The organism is Streptomyces sp. LUP30, assembly GCF_001746365.1.
In the GTDB taxonomy this organism is placed as follows: domain Bacteria; phylum Actinomycetota; class Actinomycetes; order Streptomycetales; family Streptomycetaceae; genus Streptomyces.
Genome location: NZ_MJAJ01000007.1, coordinates 1 through 18,043 on the forward strand (window position 1 = coordinate 1; position 18,043 = coordinate 18,043).

General features: G+C 72.9%; 15 protein-coding genes and 2 pseudogenes. 11 read left to right on the forward strand and 6 right to left on the reverse strand.

From position 1 onward, the window contains the following. Positions 1-850 (forward strand): annotated as a pseudogene (locus BG482_RS45025) (endonuclease); the annotation flags it as partial. A 4-nt stretch (positions 851-854) separates the two neighbouring features. Continuing rightward, a pseudogene (locus tag BG482_RS42415) lies at positions 855-1,484 on the forward strand (jacalin-like lectin); the annotation flags it as partial. A 61-nt stretch (positions 1,485-1,545) separates the two neighbouring features. On the opposite strand, the gene BG482_RS08230 reads toward BG482_RS42415, so the two are convergent. Continuing rightward, on the reverse strand, positions 1,546-2,046 hold the full coding sequence (locus BG482_RS08230) for an FMN-binding protein (RefSeq protein WP_069768246.1): 501 nt from the start codon (positions 2,044-2,046) through the stop codon (positions 1,546-1,548). Positions 2,047-2,053: 7 nt separating this feature from the next. Next, positions 2,054-3,406 (reverse strand): ferric reductase-like transmembrane domain-containing protein, encoded by a 1,353-nt coding sequence (locus BG482_RS08235; RefSeq protein ID WP_069768469.1) that lies wholly within the window; start codon positions 3,404-3,406, stop codon positions 2,054-2,056. Between the two features lie 230 nt (positions 3,407-3,636). Here BG482_RS08235 and BG482_RS08240 point away from each other — a divergent pair, with 230 nt between their 5' ends. The 6 genes from BG482_RS08240 (at position 3,637) to BG482_RS08265 (ending at position 9,854) form a co-directional block, all read left to right on the forward strand. Continuing rightward, complete coding sequence (locus BG482_RS08240; RefSeq protein ID WP_069768470.1) at positions 3,637-4,392, forward strand: response regulator transcription factor; 756 nt, start codon at positions 3,637-3,639, stop codon at positions 4,390-4,392. Between the two features lie 38 nt (positions 4,393-4,430). Then, positions 4,431-5,960 (forward strand): sensor histidine kinase, encoded by a 1,530-nt coding sequence (locus BG482_RS08245; protein ID WP_370745761.1) that lies wholly within the window; start codon positions 4,431-4,433, stop codon positions 5,958-5,960. Positions 5,961-6,261: 301 nt separating this feature from the next. Continuing rightward, positions 6,262-7,590: a phosphatase PAP2 family protein gene (locus BG482_RS08250; RefSeq protein ID WP_069768248.1), complete on the forward strand. Its 1,329-nt coding sequence runs from the start codon at positions 6,262-6,264 to the stop codon at positions 7,588-7,590. Between the two features lie 176 nt (positions 7,591-7,766). Beyond that, positions 7,767-8,888 carry an alpha/beta fold hydrolase gene (locus BG482_RS08255; protein WP_069768249.1) on the forward strand — a complete coding sequence of 374 codons (1,122 nt, stop codon included), beginning with the start codon at positions 7,767-7,769 and terminating at the stop codon, positions 8,886-8,888. Positions 8,889-8,990: 102 nt separating this feature from the next. After that, complete coding sequence (locus BG482_RS08260; protein ID WP_069768250.1) at positions 8,991-9,209, forward strand: hypothetical protein; 219 nt, start codon at positions 8,991-8,993, stop codon at positions 9,207-9,209. A 93-nt stretch (positions 9,210-9,302) separates the two neighbouring features. Next, on the forward strand, positions 9,303-9,854 hold the full coding sequence (locus BG482_RS08265; protein ID WP_069768251.1) for an ABATE domain-containing protein: 552 nt from the start codon (positions 9,303-9,305) through the stop codon (positions 9,852-9,854). Between the two features lie 9 nt (positions 9,855-9,863). Here the strand turns inward: BG482_RS08265 and BG482_RS08270 are convergent, their stop codons facing one another. Both BG482_RS08270 and BG482_RS08275 read right to left on the reverse strand, forming a co-directional pair. After that, positions 9,864-10,232: a hypothetical protein gene (locus BG482_RS08270; RefSeq protein WP_069768252.1), complete on the reverse strand. Its 369-nt coding sequence runs from the start codon at positions 10,230-10,232 to the stop codon at positions 9,864-9,866. Between the two features lie 88 nt (positions 10,233-10,320). Beyond that, the gene (locus BG482_RS08275; RefSeq protein ID WP_069768253.1) at positions 10,321-10,869 is read right to left on the reverse strand and encodes a DUF4232 domain-containing protein; all 549 of its coding nucleotides are present in this window, start codon (positions 10,867-10,869) and stop codon (positions 10,321-10,323) included. Between the two features lie 245 nt (positions 10,870-11,114). On the opposite strand from BG482_RS08275, the gene BG482_RS08280 reads away from it, so the two are divergent. After that, positions 11,115-12,473, forward strand: a complete 1,359-nt coding sequence (locus BG482_RS08280) for a transcriptional regulator (protein ID WP_256096300.1) — start codon at positions 11,115-11,117, stop codon at positions 12,471-12,473. Between the two features lie 38 nt (positions 12,474-12,511). Here the strand turns inward: BG482_RS08280 and BG482_RS08285 are convergent, their stop codons facing one another. After that, a complete protein-coding gene (locus BG482_RS08285; protein WP_256096301.1) occupies positions 12,512-12,976 on the reverse strand; it encodes a DUF5990 family protein in 465 nt (154 codons plus the stop codon). Between the two features lie 8 nt (positions 12,977-12,984). Further along, positions 12,985-13,248: a hypothetical protein gene (locus tag BG482_RS43835; RefSeq protein ID WP_176741327.1), complete on the reverse strand. Its 264-nt coding sequence runs from the start codon at positions 13,246-13,248 to the stop codon at positions 12,985-12,987. A 44-nt stretch (positions 13,249-13,292) separates the two neighbouring features. Between BG482_RS43835 and BG482_RS08295 the strand changes: the two genes are divergently transcribed. Both BG482_RS08295 and BG482_RS08300 read left to right on the forward strand, forming a co-directional pair. After that, positions 13,293-17,228: a CHAT domain-containing protein gene (locus tag BG482_RS08295; protein ID WP_069768256.1), complete on the forward strand. Its 3,936-nt coding sequence runs from the start codon at positions 13,293-13,295 to the stop codon at positions 17,226-17,228. Then, positions 17,225-17,980, forward strand: a complete 756-nt coding sequence (locus BG482_RS08300) for a hypothetical protein (RefSeq protein ID WP_069768257.1) — start codon at positions 17,225-17,227, stop codon at positions 17,978-17,980. The genes BG482_RS08295 and BG482_RS08300 overlap by 4 nt, the downstream gene beginning before the upstream one ends. The last annotated feature ends 63 nt before the right edge of the window (positions 17,981-18,043 follow it).

Consider the following 18,043-nt stretch of genomic DNA (forward strand, 5'->3'; position numbering starts at 1 on the left):
CATCTCCAGCGCCTCGACGCCGCGCGACACCAGCACCACGGCCATCGGCCAACGCATCGCCCCGTACGACATCGTGCACGTGGAAGAGGACTTCAACTACCACTCCTACCTCTACGCCGGCGACACCGCACACCCCTACCGCACCCCCACCAGCGGCGGCGCGGGCATCGGCAGCGGCCTCAACACCCTCTCCAAACTCCCCTACGACGCCGACGACTTCGAGCGCGTGCACTGGAACTCCTGCCAGCTCGACTCCGGCGACTGCCTCACCCCCAAGGGCTTCACCTTCCTGCGCGAACGCCTCGCCGAAGGCGTCTACGTCGACTTCTACAACCTGCACACCAACGCCGGCACCAACCCCGGCGACCTCGCCTCCCGCGCCGACAACCTCAACCAGCTCACCGCGTTCATCAAGACCCACTCCGCCGGCAACGCCGTCGTCGTCATGGGCGACACCAACACCCGCTACACCCGCAGCGGCGACACCATCGCCGAGTTCGCCGCCGCCAACGACCTCACCGACGCCTGGGTCGAACTCGTCCGCGGCGGCACCCCGCCCGCCAAGGGCACCGACGCCCTCGTCTGCGACCAGAGCGGCCCCACCGTCCCCAACACCTGCGAAGTCGTCGACAAGGTCCTCTACCGCAGCAGCAGACTCGTCTCACTCGCCGCCACGGCCTACAACAACGAGCACGCCAAGTTCCTCACCGACGGCGGCCTCATGCTCTCCGACCACGACCCGATCACCGTCGGCTTCTCCTGGACCCGCAACCCGGACTACCAGCTCAGCGACCAGTTCGGCGGCCCCCACGGCGACTACTACAACGACATCGACGCCGTACCGGCGGGCGCGCGCCCTCGTCTGCGACCAGAGCGGCCCCACCGTCCCCAACACCTGCGAAGTCGTCGACAAGGTCCTCTACCGCAGCAGCAGACTCGTCTCACTCGCCGCCACGGCCTACAACAACGAGCACGCCAAGTTCCTCACCGACGGCGGCCTCATGCTCTCCGACCACGACCCGATCACCGTCGGCTTCTCCTGGACCCGCAACCCGGACTACCAGCTCAGCGACCAGTTCGGCGGCCCCCACGGCGACTACTTCACCGATGTGGACAGCGTCCCGGCCGCGGCCCGCGCCACCGTCGTCGGCCTGCGCTCCGGCTCGCGGGTCGACCAGATGAGCCTCACCCTCAGCAACGGCGTCACGCTCGCCCACGGCGGCTCCGGCGGCACCGCGTCCTCCCTCACCCTGGCTGCCGACGAACATGTGACGTCCGCTCAGCTCTGCCAGGGCGCGAAGGACGGCCGTACCCGGATCTTCTACGCCAAGTTCACCACCGACCGGGGGCGCACCCTGGCCGGCGGGACCGTCACCTCCGACTGCGTGACACGCACCGCGCCCGCGGGATGGCAGCTCGCCGGCTTCCACGGCCGCACCGGCGACGAGGTGGACAAGATCGGCTTCGTCTACACCCGGAGCTGAGCAGCCGGGGGCCCGGGGGCGGTGCGGGACCGCTCCCGCCCCGCCCCGGGCGCCACGGCCGTCAGCCGCTCGCCGAGTCCAGCGCCGACTGGAGCGACCGGCGGTAGCCGTCGCTGGTGTACGTGGCTCCGGAGACCGTGTCGATGGCGGCGCTCTGGGCGGTGAGCGCCTCTCGGGTCAACTCCGGGACGGCGTAGGAGTTGATCTGCTGGTCCCTCGGGTTCTCCTGGGGGTATTCGACCGCGGTGACGTCCGTGATCTTCCCGTCCGCCAGGGTGACGCGGACCTGGACCGGGCCGTACCGGGTCTGCACCGAGTCACCCGTGAGAGTCCGGGTCCCCGAGGTGGAGCCACTGGACCCGCCCGACCCGGTCGCTCCGCCCGACGTGCCCGCCGTGGCCGGCGCACTCGAACTGCTGAAGGGCGCGGGAGAGGGCGTCAGGCCCGCGACGGCCGGTGTGGTGTGCGGCTTCAGCGACAGCAGCAGCACCATCCCCGAGACGGTGGCGGCGCTCGCCAGCACGATGCGGCGCAGTGGCCGGTTCTTCCTCAGCGTGTGCAAGACGGCCTCACAGCTCGAACGACTCGTGGTGGATGCGGCGGTCCGCGACCCCGGCGGCGCGCAGCGCCTCGTACACGTCCCGGGCGAACCCGTGCGGGCCGCACAGGTACACGTCATGGGCGTCCAGATCGGGGACGGCGGCCCGCAGGGCGGCGGCCGTCAGGTCCGGGCGGCGCCCGTGCGGACCGTTCAGCGCGTAGAGCACCTTCGCCCCGCGCCATCGGGCGATCGCCTCCAGCTCCGCGCCCAGGGCGAGATCCTCGGCGGTCCGGGCACGGTAGAGGAGGGTGACGTCGCCGGGGAGCGTCTCGAACAGGGCCCGCAGCGGGGTGACGCCGACGCCGCCCGCGATCAGCAGGGACTTGTGCGCGGTCCGCCGGTCGGCAGTCAGCGCACCGTAGGGACCTTCCGCCCACACCCGGGTGCCGGGCCGCAGGAGGGCGACGGCGGCACTGTGGTCACCGAGGGCCTTGACGGTGATGCGCAGCAGGTCCGGGCGCGGCGGCGCGGACAGCGAGTACGGGGTCGAGGTCGCGCGCATGCCCTCGGTGAGGAACCGCCAGCGCAGGAACTGCCCCGGCCGCGCGCCCATCTCGTCCAGTCGCCGGCCCCGGACGACGACGGAGTACACGCCCGGGGCCTCCCGGTGCACGGAGTCCACCCGCAGCCGGTGGCGCAGGTTCAGCCGCACCGGGGCCAGGATGCGGAACCACACCACCAGGGCCGCGGCGCCCAGGTACAGCGTGTACCAGGCCGCCTGGGCGGGACTGCTCCCGACGAAGTCCGACCCCAGGGCGACCTGGTGGCCGAAGGAGAGGAAGACCGCCGCGTACGTGAGCAGGTGCACGTAGTACCAGAACTCGTGGCTGACCCGGCGGCGCACCGCGCCTGCCGAGATCAGCCCGACCGCGAACAGCACGATCGTGCCGGCGGTGGCCTTGAGCATCTCGGGGTAGTCCAGGACCACGGTGACCGCCTCGTGCACGAGGGAGGAGCGGTCCTGGGCCGCGTACCCGGAGAGGACGAGCAGGATGTGCGCCACCAGCAGACAGACCGTGTAGCGGCCCGCCCTCGCGTGCCAGCGCGCCACCCGGTCCGAACCGACGCGCTGCTCCAGGAGCGGGACGCGCGCCATCAGGGCGACCAGGACGGCGCAGGCGTACCCGCACAGCAGCCCCGCGATCCGCCCGGCGCCGGTCAGCCAGCCCGCCGTGCCCACGACCGACCCCGTGTCGTGCCACCACAGGGCGACGACGGCGGCGGCACCGCCCCACAGGACGCCGAGGACCGGGCCGGCGGGGGAGCGCCCCGGCGCAGGAGGCGCGGGCGCGACCCTTCGTCGCTCGTACACCGTCGTCATCCGCATGTCCCTTCGGCTGTCCGTACGTCCTCTCGGCCGTCCCGGACGCCACTGTGCCCGCGCAACCTCTGAGCCCGCTCTCAGCGCGAGGCGGTCCGGCCCGGCTGCGCCGCAGGTGGGAAGGGGTGAGCGGCCGTCCGGAGCGGCTCGGCGGCAGGGCGCACTCACAGCGAACTCAGAGGTCGCGGACGAGGTCCCCGGGGCGGCGGGACCGCATGCTGGTACCTGAGATGAACACTTCCCGCCCGCGCGGCTCCGGCCGCCCCGCCCTGACCCGGACCGACGGCACGCCGATCCGGGTCCTCGTCGTGGACGACGATCCCGACCTCGCCGAAGTCCTCTCCGGGGCCCTGCGCTACGAGGGCTGGGAGGTGCGCACGGCGGGCGACGGCGTCTCCGCCGTCGCGGAGGCGCGCGCCCTCCTGCCCGACGCCGTCGTTCTCGACGTCATGCTCCCGGACACCGACGGCTTCACCGTGCTGCGCTCGCTGCACGGCGTGCGGTCCGACGTGTGCGTGCTCTTCCTGACCGCGCGGGACGCGGTCGAGGACCGCATCGCGGGCATCACGGCGGGCGGCGACGACTACGTGACCAAGCCGTTCAGCCTGGAGGAGGTCGTGGCCCGGCTGCGCGGACTGCTGCGCCGGGCGGGCATGGCCCGGCAGACGGAGGACGGGCCGCGGCTGGCCGTCGGCGACCTGACCATGGACGAAGAGGCCCGCGAGGTCACCCGCGGCGGTGAGCTCGTCGAGCTGTCCCCCACGGAGTTCGAGCTGCTGCGCCTGCTCATGCGCAACCCGCGGCGCGTGCTCTCCAAGGCGCAGATCCTGGACCGGGTGTGGTCCTACGACTTCGGCGGCCAGGCCCATGTCGTCGAGCTGTACATCTCCTACCTGCGCAAGAAGGTGGACGCGGGCCGCCCGCCCATGATCCACACGGTGCGGGGCGCGGGATACGTGCTCAAGCCGGCGACGGCGGCCCCGTGAGGGGCCTCGTGCGCCGGGCGCGGCGCCGGCTCTCCCGCGTGTCCCTGCCGCACACGCTGCGCGCGCGCCTCACCGCCGGCCTGGTCGTGCTGCTCGCGGTCAGTTGCGCGGCCGTCGGGGTGGCGGCGGTGGTGGAGCTGGACGGCTTCCTCACCGGCCGCCTCGACCAGCAGCTGCGCGCCGCGGGCGTGCGGTTCCCGGCCAGCCTGGAGCACGGCGGCACGCTGCCGTCCGACCACGACGGCGACGAGGACGGCGACACCCGCCGACAGGCCCCCGGGACCTTCGGCGCGCGGCTCGTCGCCGGCGCCGTCACCAACGCCGCTGTGGTGGCGACCGGACACGGGGCGGGGACGGTGACCGTCTCGCTGAGCGAGCGGGACGCCAGAAGGCTCGCCGCGCTGCCGACCGACGGCGAGGGCAGGACGACCGAGCTGTCCTCGCTCGGCGACTACCGCATGATGGCGATCCGGGGCAGGGACGGCGACGTGCTGGTCACCGGGCTGCCCACGGAGTCCGTGGAGGCCGCCGTCCACCGGCTGGAACTGGTCGCCGCGATCGTCTTCGGCGCGGCGCTCGCCGTCGCCGGAGTCGCCGGGGCGCTGTGGGTGCGCTGGTCGCTGCGACCGCTCAGCCGGGTGGCCGCGACCGCCACCCGGGTCAGTGAACTGTCCCTCTCCAGCGGCGAGGTGGCGCTTCCGCCCCGGGTGCGCGAGAGCGACCCGCGCAGCGAGGTGGGCCGCGTCGCCGGCGCCTTCGACGCGATGCTCGGCCACGTCGAGGACGCCCTGACCAAGCGGCACGCGAGCGAGGAACGGCTGCGCAGTTTCGCCGCCGACGCCAGTCACGAACTGCGCACGCCCGTGGCGTCGATCCGCGGGCACGCGGAACTGGCGCTGCTGCACCCCGACCCGGTGCCGCGCAAGGTGGTGCGGGCCCTGGAGCGCATCGAGGCCGAAGCGGCCCGTATGGGCGAGGTGGTCGACGATCTGCTGCTCCTCGCCCGCCTCGACGCGGGCCGCCCCCTGGAGCGCCGTCCCGTCGACCTGACGCGTCTGGTCCTGGACGCGGTGACGGACGCGCAGGCCGCGGGCCCGGGACACCGGTGGGCGCTGGAGCTGTCCGAGGAGCCGGTGACGGTGCCGGGCGACGCGCACCGGCTCCACCAGGTGCTGGCCAACCTGTTGGCCAACGCGCGTCTGCACACCCCTGCGGGCAGCACGGTGACCATCTCGCTGAAGACCGACGCCCCGGCCGGGGACGAAGCCGGGACCGGCACGGTGGGCGGGACGGTGAGTGGGAGGGTGAGTGGGACGGTGGTGCTGGAGGTCCACGACGACGGACCCGGCGTGCCCGCCGACATCCGCCCCAAGGTCTTCGAACGCTTCACCCGAGCGGACCGCCGCCGCACCGAGGACGTGGGCGGCGGAGCCGGCGCCGGCCTCGGGCTGTCGATCGTGGCGGCGGTGGCGGAGGCCCACGGCGGCAGCGTCACCCTCGTCAGCCACCCCGGCTCGACCACGTTCACCGTCCGCCTGCCCGCCGACGGCGGATATTCCCCGGACTAGGTGATCGTCGAACCCGTCCGTCCGGAGCCTGCGCCCGATTCTGCCCCCAGGTCGATGACCTGGGGGTTTCTTCTATGCTGTGCATTTCGGCGAAAGCCGTGCAGTGCTCCGATAACATGTTCGATCTCGCGACGAACTTCCCCTGCCCGCCCTTCACGGACAAACCCCGCCCTTCGGCGGGACGAACGACCCAGCCGCCGAAACTCACAAACTGGTCAGAGAATTGATACCGATGCCACCGCGGACGTCCGCGCGAATAAAGAGCAGCAGTGCGCCTCCCGAGTGGCGTCGCCCGCGGGTGATGGTGACGGTCGCGGCGGGTGTGGTGGTCCTCGGATTCCTTCTTTCGCTGGAGCTCGTCGCACGCCACCTGGGTCTGCCGGGTCCGCTCACCTCGCAGGTGCGAGAGGTCGTGTTCCCGCCCAAGTCGGGTGGCCTGCTGTACGCCAGCATGGCGTTGATGCTGGTGGTCCTGCCCTGGCGGCAGCGGTTCGTCGCGCTCGGCGCCGCGCTCGGCATCGACCTCGTCTTCTTCGTCGCCCGATGGGCGGCCGACATCAAGGTGACCGAGGGCCATCCCTTCGGCAACGGGGCCCTGCTGGTGACTCTGGGCTGCGCGGTGGTCGCCGTCACGCGCCGCACCGGTCGTGAGCGTGTCCTGCTGCTGAAGGGCGTCGGCCTGGCCCTGCTGCTGATGGCCGGCCGCAAGACCGGGGACACCTGGCTGCTCATCACCTCGAAGACCCGGCCGATGGTGCTCGACCAGTACGTGGCGACCGCCGACCACGCCCTGGGCAACCCGTCGTGGCTGGTGGGCCGGATCGTCACGGCCACCGGCCCGATCGGCTTCAACTTCCTCGACTTCGTCTACGGTCAGCTCCCGGTCGCCGCGGTGGTCGTCGCGCTCTACCAACTGCGCAACGTGGCGGTCGAGCGCCGCTTCCCGACGCACTATCTGGTACGCACCTTCCTGGCGATCGGCGTCATCGGGCCGGTCTTCTACATGATCTTCCCGGTGGTGGGCCCGATCTTCGCCTACGGCAACGGCACCGAGCACTGGGTGGACGTCAGCCTGTGGACGCAGTCGCATCCCAGCGTGCAGTGGGCGGTGGCCGACCTGTGGCCGAAGACGCCGTCGCCGATCGGCGCCCCGCACTCCATGCCGTTCGACGGCGTCACCCCGCGCAACTGCATGCCCAGCCTGCACACGGCGTGGGCCGTCGCGATCTTCATCCACTCCCGGAAGGGCCCGAGGGTGCTGCGCTTCGCGGGGGCGTTCTGGCTGGTCGCAACCCTCGCGGCGACGCTGGGGTTCGGCTATCACTACGGCGCGGACCTGATCGCCGGCGTCGTCTTCACGCTCACGATCGAGGGCGGGCTGCGCGCCTACGACCGCGGCTGGGACCGTTCGGGCGTCCGGCTGGTCGCCCACGGCGCGACCGTCTTCACCGCGCTCCTGCTGTCGTATCGCTTCCTGCCGCTGCAGATGGCCCGGCTTCCGTGGTTGTACGGCCCTCTCCTCGTCCTGGCGATGGCCTCCGTCGTGTACGCCTACGTCCGGACCACGGCGGCCTGGGAGCCGAGCGCCGCTGTTCCCCGGCAACGGGAGCCGCTGCCCGAACCGGTCTGACCCCACCGCGCCCACGACACACTGCGCGTCACCGTTCCCGACGGTGACGCGCAGTTTTTCATGCCGTTCCAGCCATTCGTGGGCTTGGTTGCGTCACCGTCTTGACCGGTGACGCAGCTCGTGTGAAGGTCAATCACAGCACCGGTCGGTGCGCGGTGACACACGGAGGGCTTCACATGATCGACAGGCGTGTCCTCGGCAAGGCCCTGGGGCTGGGCACGGGTGCGGCCGCCGTCTCGGCGACCGGCCTGCGGGGGTTGTGGGCCGCCGGGCCGGCGTCCGCCTCCACCGGCGCCGGAAGCGGCGCCTCTTCGGCGACTTCGACCACTTCGACGACTTCGGCGACTGTGCAGACCTCGCCGACCGTGTCCGCGGGCGGCCCCGGCGCGCCCGCCGCCTTCCCGCCGCTGAAGCAGATCAGGGCCGGACTGCTGGACGTCGGTTACGCCGAACTGGGCCCCGCCCACGGTCCCGCGGTCATCTGTCTGCACGGCTGGCCGTACGACATCCACAGTTATGTCGACGTCGCCCCGCTGCTGGCCGGTGAGGGCTACCGGGTGATCGTGCCCTACCTGCGCGGACACGGCACGACGCGCTTCCTCTCCGCGAGGACGACGCGGAACGCGCAGCAGTCCGTCATCGCCCTGGACGTCATCGCCCTGATGGACGCCCTGAAGATCGAGAAGGCGGTCCTGGCCGGGTTCGACTGGGGCTCGCGCACCGCCGACATCGTGGCCGCGCTCTGGCCCGAGCGCTGCAAGGCCCTCGTGTCGGTGGGCGGGTACCTCGTCACCGACCGCGAGGCCAACCTGAAGCCGCTCCCGCCCGGGGCGGAACACGCCTGGTGGTACCAGTACTACTTCGCCACCGAGCGAGGGCGGCTGGCCATGGAGGACAAGATCCTGCGTCACGACCTGACCAGCCTCGTCTGGGACACCGTCTCGCCGACCTGGGCCTTCGACGACGCCACCTTCGAGCGCACCGCGGCAGCCTTCGACAACCCCGACCATGCGGCCGTCGTCATCCACAACTACCGCTGGCGGCTGAGCCTGGCCGACGGGGAGCGCCGCTACGACGCGCTGGAGAAGCGGCTCGCCGCACGGCCGGTCATCGGGGTGCCCGCCCTCACCCTCGACCCCGAGCGGGACCCCTTCACCGCGCCCGGCGGCGGCGCCGCGTACCGCGACCGGTTCACGGGCCCGTACGAGCACCGCACCCTGCCCGGCGTCGGCCACAACCTGCCCCAGGAAGCGCCGGTCGCCTTCGCCCGAGCGGTCGTGGACGTGGACCGGTTCTGACCGGACAGGCCATCCATCACCATTTCGTCAGGTGACGTCCGTCATGCGATGCACAAAGCATGACGCGCGACGCACAGTGCATCAACAGAACGGAGTCGGATCATGAAGAACGAGAACGTCACGGGCGGTGCGCCGGGCGGTGCGACGGACGCCGCGGCGGCGATCCGCCGGACCCGCTTCGGCAGGCTGCCCGAACGCATCCGCTACGACGAGATGGTGGAGGAACAGCCGGTCGCGCCGAACGACCCGACGCGCTACGCCTACGATCCCGAGAGGTCGTGGACGTCCTTCTCCTGCCTCGCCGCGGACCTGGGCCTGTGAGGGCTCGGGGAGGCCGGGCCGGGGAAGCGGGCCGGGGCGGGGGAGGGGTGGCGATCCTTGCCCGGCGAACTGGTCACCTGTCAGGATGGTGACGTGAATCTCGACCATGTCTTCGTCTGCGGACACCCGGCGCTCGACTTCGCCGCCACCCTCCGAGCCCGTCGCACGGTGCGCTTCGAGATGTTCGCGACGCCGGACAGGCTGGACGCATGGTACGTGGAGTCCGGGCTCGTCGACGCGGTCGCACCGGCTCAGGAGGCCGACGTCGAGCAGGCGACGACCGTGCGGGAGGCCATGTACCGCTTGATCACCGCCCGTCGGCTGGGGGAGGGCTACGACGGGGCGGCGCTGACCGTGCTCAACAACGCGGCCCGTAGGCCGCCCGCGGTGCCGCAGCTCACTCCTGCGGGCCGATGGACGCAGGCGACGCCGGAGGAGGCCCTCTCCATGGTCGCGCGCGAGGCCGTCGAGCTGCTGAGCGGTCCGGACGTGCCGCTGCTCAAGGAGTGCGGCAACCCGGAGTGCACCCGCACCTACGTCGACCGTTCGCGGGGCGTGCGCCGGCAGTGGTGCGGGATGGAGTCCTGCGGCAACAAGATCAAGGCGGCCGCGTACCGGGCCCGCAAGAAGAGCGCCCTGAGCTGAGCCCGCCCCTCACAGGGCTCGCGAGTGCGCTTTCCGGGCCTGGCGGAAGTCGAGGTACGCCAGCGCGACGACCAGCACCGGTACGAGGCTCCACAGCAGGGCGACGCGGAGCCGCCCGTCCGTCAGCCCGGCGACCAGGACCACGACGACGGCGCTGCCGACGAAGCCGAAGAACTGACGGTAGCTCCGGAACCCGCCCGTCACCGCCGGGCGGGGATCGTCCTCCTCGGCGAACGCGGCCCGCACGGGGTGCTCGTCCCCCTCGTGCCGGGCCTGCCGCCAGGCGAAGAACCAACGCGCGGCGGCGTAGACGGCGAAGGTCCCCAGGAAGATCCACCACCCGGTGGCGTCGTTCGGCAGAGCCCGTGCAAGTGTCATGAGCACCTCGTGCCCGCGCCTCGCCGGAGCAGGCGATTCCACATCCCGCCCCGGCGCGGACGCCCCCGCCCCCACGCCCCCGGGGCGGCTACCAGGAGAGCGCGTCGGCCGCGTTGTCCTGCCAGTAGGTGACGGTGGCGGCGCTGTTGAAGAAGACACCGCCGTTCGGCAGGTTCAGGGTCTTCTCCCCGGCCAGCGCGTCGCCCTTCCGGTCGGTCAGGAAGACGCCCAGGGTCTTCTCCGTGCTGCCGCCCTCACCGTCGGGCGAGTACGTCAGGATGCCTGCGTAGGCGGAGTGGCCGGGCTCGAGCGTCACCACGGCCTGCGGAGTGGTCTCGTCGGCCCACGGCATCACGGCCTGGGCGTCGGCGCCGGCCCTCAGGTAGGGGGCGCTGTAGGCGTAGCAGGGCTTGGTGCCCGTGTTGGTGGCCTTGAGCAGCAGGTGGTTGATCGGCCGGGACACCTCGGTGACGGTCAGTTTGGTGTTCGCCGTGGTGCAGGTGACGACCGAGGAGGCCTCCTTCGTCGCGGCGCCGGCGGTCTGCCCGGCGGCCTGGACGCCGACGAGCGCGAGGGCGGCGGCGACGACCATGGACGAGGCGGACACGCGGGAGACGGGACGAGTGGAGATACGCATGATGGGACTGCTTTCTGTGATGCGTGGCGCGCCGGTGGGCGCGCCGGAAGTACGGGCAGGTAGAAGGGAGTTGGACGGGGCCGATCACCGTGTCCGGCGAGGCGCCGTGCTTGGATGACCCAAGCCTGCGCCATGCGGCGTCCCGTCCGCCGTTCCACGGGGAAGTTCGGGACGCCGGGATGGGCGAACGGCTGTGACCTGGAGAAACGTGACCCTCCTGGGATGCCGAACGGAATGGAGGACCGGTGGTGGCGGCGGACGAGATCGCTGATTTCGCGGCGCTGATGCGCGAGTTGAAGCAGCGATCCGGGCTGAGTTACGAAGCCCTCGCGAAACGGGCGCACATGAGCACCTCGACGCTGCACCGGTACTGCAAGGGGGAAGGGGTGCCGGGCGACAACGCGGCCGTCTCCCGGTTCGCCCGGGTGTGCAGGGCGACTCCCGAGGAGCTGGCCGAGTTGCACCGCAGCTGGGTCCTGGCGGACGCGGCACGCGAACGAGCCCGGCGCGCCGCAGCGGACGCGCCACCGGTGGGTGCGCGCACGAACGACGCGCGACCGGAGGGCACGGCGCCCCCGGCCGCGTCCGTGACCGCTCCCTCCGTCGTGGGCGAGCGCGGTGGCCCGCCCGGGTCCGCCGGTGGACCGTCCCCGGCGGGGGCCGACCCGGCCCGCCCCACGCCCGCGCCGGTCCGGACCGCCCGCAGACGGTGGGCCCTGATCGCTGCGGGCACCGCCGTCGCCGTGACCACCGCGCTCACCCTCGGCATGAAGGGCGGGAGCACGGGCCTGGCGGGCGACGGCCGCCGGACCGACACCGTGACCTCCTCGGGGCAGCGGGCCTCCGCCTCCCCCACGACCCGTCCCTCGGCGTCCCCCTCGGCGCATCCGGGCCCCTCCTCGACGCCGTCCCCGGCCGCGTCCCCGTCCCCCGGAGCGACCGACGCCACGCCCGCGGCGCGGGGCGCCGGCACGGGCCGCGCCCACGAGGGTGCTGCGGTTCCGCTGACGGTGAGCACCCGCACGTACGCCTGGGAAGACCCGCAGTGCGAGGGGAGGTACCTGATCGACCGGCCTCCCGGCGAGGTCTCGCCGCCGGTGATGGGACAGGACGTGCCGGGCTGGGTGAAGGCGCAGGGCGCCATCGCCGCCGACGGGCAGCGGGTGGCGCTGACCGTGCAGGGCGCCGGCGAGGAAACCGTCGTCATCGAGTCCCTGCACGTCCGCGTGGTCGACTCGGTCGCACCCCCGGCCTGGAACGCGTACGAGGGGTCGTCGGGCTGCGGCGGAGGCGTGGAGACGAGGTCGTTCGCCACGGACCTCGACGCCCCCCACCCCACGATCGTGCCGAAGGCCGGGCAGCGCGGTGTCCCCTACAAGGTCAGCCGGTCCGATCCCGAGGTGCTGTACATCACCGCGCACGCCCGCGCCCACGACGTGAAGTGGTACGTGGAGCTGCAGTGGTCCAGCGGCGGCCGCCAGGGGACCGTCCGGATCGACGACCACGGAAAACCCTTCCGCACCAGCGGCAGCCGGGGCCGCCCCCTCCACGAGTACCTGCTCGGCGGCACCGAGTGGATCCGCGTGGAGAACGAGGACGGCTGAGGACGACGCCCGACCGGCCCTGCGGACGCGGCCGGCGTCTAGGGCCGTTCGGCGGTCCAGGTGATGTGCGGGGGCTCGACCCGTGCGCACAGGGGCCCGCCCTGCGCGTCGGTCAGCCCCAGGCGTCCGACCAGCAGGCCGTCGCGTGCCGCGGCGGCGAGCACGTCGGCGGGGATGACGTCGAGCATGAGCTTGGCGCGGCGGAACATCGTGAAGACGCCCGACGCGTCGACCGTGCCCCACGACAGGTAGACGAACCGTCGCCCCAGACGGTCCTGCACGTAGGGCCCCTTGATCTCGGTGCCGTTCGGCGAGGTGTGCGCGGTGCACTCCAGGGTCCAGGTGGCGGACGGCGCGTCACCGCGCTGCGGTTCGAGGAGTTCGGCCGGACGGTCGCGGCGCTGCACGGCGACGTGGAGGTCGCCCAGGGCGGGCACCTGCCCGTCGGCGGAGCCGGGGCGGGTGAGACCGGGCAGGTCGACGGCGTCGATGCGGATACGCATGACGACCATCATCCCCGCACCGACCGCGGGGAGTCCTCACTACGATGAGTGTTCCGACGGACGGGGGATTCGTGGAGGACGCGCGCCTGAGTGAGCTGGCCGCCCGGGTAAGGGAGTTCGGCGACGGCGGAGAGCCGCAACGCGTGCTCGAAGACGATGCCCTGGCGCTCGCGGGTGACCTCTTCGCCTCGGTCGGCGGCCGGCTCGACGAGGCCGACCCCGACCTCCTCCACACCCTTGCCGCGTTCTACCGGGCCCGCTCGCTGGCGCACGGCCCGGCCCCCGGGCCGCCGCGGACCTCGAGACGGCCATCGGCGTGTTCGGCCTGCTCTACCTGGTCGACCACCGGCGGGTGCCGCGTGAGTTGTGGCCCCGGCTCGCCCAGGAGACCGGACACCACCCGTGGAGCGACCCGCTGGAGCATGCGGCAGATCTGATCGCCGACGCCGGGAAGACGGGGGACGTCGCCGCTCTCGACAGGGCCGTCGCTCTGCTCGGGAACGTCGCGGACAGTGGGGACGACGCGTACCGCGACACCCTCCACGGCCTTGCGCTACGGGAGCGCGCCGCTCTTGCGGGCCGTCCTCGGACGGAACGGGGCGCCGACGCGGATGCCGCGGTGCGGTTGCTGGCCCGGGTCGCGGCTCTCCCGGAGCCGTCGGCCCTGCGGCGGGTGAGCCGCCGGACGTCCCTCGCCGACGCCCTCGTACGACGCTTCGAGACCACAGGGGACGTCGGGGATCTCGTGCAGGCCGAGAGCGTCTGGCGGGACGCTCTCGCGGACGCCGCCGGAGACGCCCCCGCGTATGCGCGTGCGGCCGCCGGGCTCGGCGCGGCTCTCGGCCGGCGCGCGGAAGCGCGGCAGGCGGCAGCGGGCGACGAGGACGACGTCGTGGCCCTGTTGCGTGAGGCGACGAAGTGGCTGCGGCAGGCGGTCGACCTGACGAGCGGCCCCCCTCGTGAGGCGCACCTGTCCGACCTGAGCAGAGCCATGAGACTTCTTCTCGAGTGGACCTCCCGCGCCCGCAGGGCCGCGGGGGCCGACAGCGCCGCTGGGACCGGCGGGGGTGCGCAGGTCGACGACCACGCTGGCGGGGGCGGGGGCGGGGGCGAGGGCGGGGGCGGAGGCGGGGAGCGGGACGGCCGGGCGTCACGGGCGGACGATCCCGAGGTCCGGCGGCAGGCGTCGGCCCTGCTCACTCTCGCCGGGCAGCTCTCGGCGCGCGTGGTGACCGAGAGCGAGGCCGTGCGCCGGGTGCGGGACCCGTCCTTCGCGCTCTCGAAAGCCGCCGTAATGTCCGTGGTGGTGGGGGCCATGCGTCTCGTGGCGGCCGGCGAGCCGCGTGAAGCGGTGCCGGCGCTGACCCTCGCGCTGGAGGCCGCGCGCCCCCGCTGGACCGCCGGACAGGGAACGCCCTGGTGGTGGGCGGCCGACGCCTACGTCGAAGCAGGGCGGCTCGCGCTGGTCGAGGAGGCCGACGGACTGCTCTTCCGCCGCGTCCGTGCCGTGGCGGACGAACAGATCGCCGTGCTGCGGCACAGCGGTCGAGCCGAGGACGTCGCCGAACTCGCGGAGACGCTGTTCGCCGCGGGGCTGCTGCGGGTGAGCCCGTACATGGGGCACATGTCGGGGCTGACCTTCGAGTCGGCCCACGATCTGTGGCGCGAACGCCAGGCTCGGCGCCGCTCGATCCACCCCGACGACTCCGTCGCCCCGGAGACAGCGGAGATGCCCGCGCCGCTGGTCGCCGCCGAGGAGGCGGTCCGGTATCTGCGGGAGGCCGCCGGCCTGTCGCACGGGCACAAGCGGGGGCGGGCCCTGAAAGCGCTGGCAGAGGCCCTGTCCATGGTGGCCGGTCTCCGGCAGGAGTCGCACGACGAGGAGATGCGCGCGGTGGCCCGCGAAGCGCTCGACGTGCTGGATCCGGTCGAGGACCCCCTCACCCATCTGTATCTGCTGAGAGTCCTGTGCCTACTGGGTGAGCTCTCCCTGCCCGGCGACGTCCGGGACGTGCTGCCCGTGCCACTGGCCGCGATCCGGGACCAGCGGGGCCTGCGGGAGGCCGCGAGCGTCTTCGCCGAGGCGCTCACCCTCGCCGAGGAGGCCCGCCGGCCCGACCTGGAGTTCCAGCTGATCGAGGCCGCCGACCGCGAACTGCCGGAACTGCCCGGCGACTCCTACCGCCGGCGCCGCTGGGCCAGCGAGGTGCACTGTCTGGCCGGCAACCGTCTGCGCTGCCCCTCGGGTCCGATCCCGGTGGAGGAGACCGCGGGACGACTGCGTACCGTCGCGGACCGGGACGGCTGGCCCGCCGAGGAGCGTGCGGCGACCTTCATCCACCTCGCGGCGCACGCCCACGGGAACGGCGAGGCGCACATCGGCCGCACCCTCACGGCGGAGGCGCGGGCGCTGGCTCCGCAGCTGTGCGGCCCGCGCCGCGCGGCACTCGACCACCTCGACGGCACGCTCTCGTACGACATGGGGCTGCACACGTCGGTGACGGGACAGGAGGCCGTCGCCGCAGGCCACTTCGCCGACGCGCTCGCCGCCTACGCCGCATGCGGCCAGACCGACATGGCGCTGAACAGCCTCGACGCCGGGCTGCGCGGTGCACTGGCGGCCGACGGCAGCGACGCCGACGCGGCCGTGGCGGCACTGATCCCCGCCGCCGTGTGGTTGCGGGGCGGCGTCGACGAGATCGTCGGCTGGAAACTCCGGGACCTGTACCAGCGGCTGATCGTCAAACTGAGCGGCCCCACCGTCCCGTACGGCCTGATGGCGGCGATCCACCAGGCCGCCAAGGGCCTCGACTTCACGGTCGTCGCCGGGCGGCCCGGCCCGTTCGCGCCCTCCCCGCGTCTCTCGCGGCTGCTCGCCCGCGTCAAGACCGACGGCGCGCGGCTGTCCGGCCCGCTGAGCGAGCCCGAACTCCCCGGCCCCGACGAGGCGATGCTCTTCTACGTGGGCACCGGCGAGTCCGAGCCCGGAGGCGACGCCGAGACGGAGCACCGCAACATGCAGCGTGCCGCGGACCGTTGGATCAACCAGGAACTCCTCGCCTCCGGCCGCATGGACCGTATGCCGATGATGTTCCCCGACGAGCTGCGGTCGCTCCTGCCCGAGGACACGGTGCTGCTCTCGCTGTACCTCGGCCACACCCGCCGGGACGGCGCCGAAGCGCCGGTGACGTCGCTGTCCGGCCTCGCGGTGACCCGTGAGGGCATGGAGCACCACACCGCGCTCCTGGCGGACTTCGAAGCCGGGCTCATCCGCCTCACGCGCGCCGGACACACGCTCTCCGCCCACCCGGTGGCCTTTCACATCGCCGCCCTGCGACAGGCCGTCGTCGCGGACCCGCTGCACCGGCCGGTCAGCCGAGACGCCCAAGCGCAGCTCAGGGACGGCAGCGTCCCCTATCTGGCGGCGTTCGCCGCTTCGCTGGACGGCTGGCGGGCCCAGGGGAAGCGGCACCTGTGCATCTGGCCCAACGGCCCCCTGCACTACCTCCCTTACCACCTCCTGGAGGTCGACGGCCGTCCGCTCGCGGAGGACTGGACCGTCACACAGGTGCCGAGTCTGGGCTTCCTCCGCTCGCAGGCGCCCGGCCTCCACCGTCCGTCAGGGCGGGGGCTCGTGGCTTTCGCGTCCGCGGCCGGGGGCGCCCGGCACGGGCTCCCCGCGCAGGACGCCCTGGAGACGCACGCCGCCCGGGTCGCCGCGGCGATGGGCGGTCACGCCGTGCTGGGAGCAGCGGCGACACCGCGGCGGCTGCTCGGCGAACTCGCGGACGCCCGGTACGTGCACGTCGCCGCGCACGGTGCGCACAACGAGTGGGCGTCGTGGTACCAGTGCCTGTTCCTGTCGCCGGACGCGGACGACGACGGCCGTGTCTTCGCCCATGACATCCTCCGGGCCGACCTGCGGGGCGTCGAACTGGTGACGATGAGTTCCTGCGAATCCGCACTGGGCCGGTTCGACGTCAACGACAATCTTCGCGGCCTGCCCGCCGCGTTCCTGTCCGCCGGAGCCTCGGCCGTCATCGGATGCCTGTGGCCGGTCCACCCACAGGTGGCCACGGAGTTCTTCGGGAGCCTCTACGAGCGCCTCGCGCGGACACCGGACCGGCGGGCCGCCTTCCGCGCCGCGCAGTCGGCCGTCCGCGCCCGGCACCCGGCCTTCCGGGACTGGGGCTCGTTCTGCTTCATCGGCGACTGGCGCCCTTCGGACCCGAACCACGGAGCTGCCTCGTGACCCGTCTGGAACTGCCCCCGACCCCGCTCCAGGAGATCGACCTGGTGGAGGTGCCCCGGCTGCAGTCACCCGCCCCGCAGCGACGCGTCGAGGGGCGGGTGTCGCTCAGCACCGCCGTCGTCCACGCCCTGACGGCCGAGGAGGCGGCCGCGGGCGAGGCGGAGTGGCTCGGCTTCCTGACCGCGGAGGCACCGCACAGCGACTATCTCCTCCTCAGCCTCACGTGCGCCTTCCGGCCACCGGCGAACGGCGACCCCTTCGCCGACGCCGCCGTCGGCGTGCTGCTGGAGTCCCCCGGCGAGCCCGCGGACCGGCAGCCGATCGCCTGGTCGGTCTCTCCCAAGAAGCGCTCTCACCCGGTCGAGCGTCCCACCACCGTCGGGCTGACCGCCAAACTCGCGATCGTCGAGACGACGCTCGAAGTCACCCCGGGCCAGGGCCGGGAGGAGATCTTCGTCATCGGGATGGGCGAAAGGGACAGCGACCCGGAATGGCGCGTCAAGGCGACCGGCCGGCACCCCCTGATCGGCGACGAGACCTTCACCCTGATCGTCAAGGCCGCCGCCGGCGCCCCCGTCCAGGCCCACCTGACGGTGGCGGCGACCATCAAGCACCGCCGCTTCGGCCTGATCCCGTACCGGGCGGACCTCCCTCCCGCGCTGCGCACCATCGACCTGCGCCGCCGCTCCGACACCCGCCCCGACCTCCGCCCCGGAAACCCGACGCCCGCGGCACGGACGGACGACGTCTGAGGCGGAGCGTGCCCGACCCCTCGACGCCCTGAGCGCGAGCTCGTTCGGCGACTTCCAGGTCGC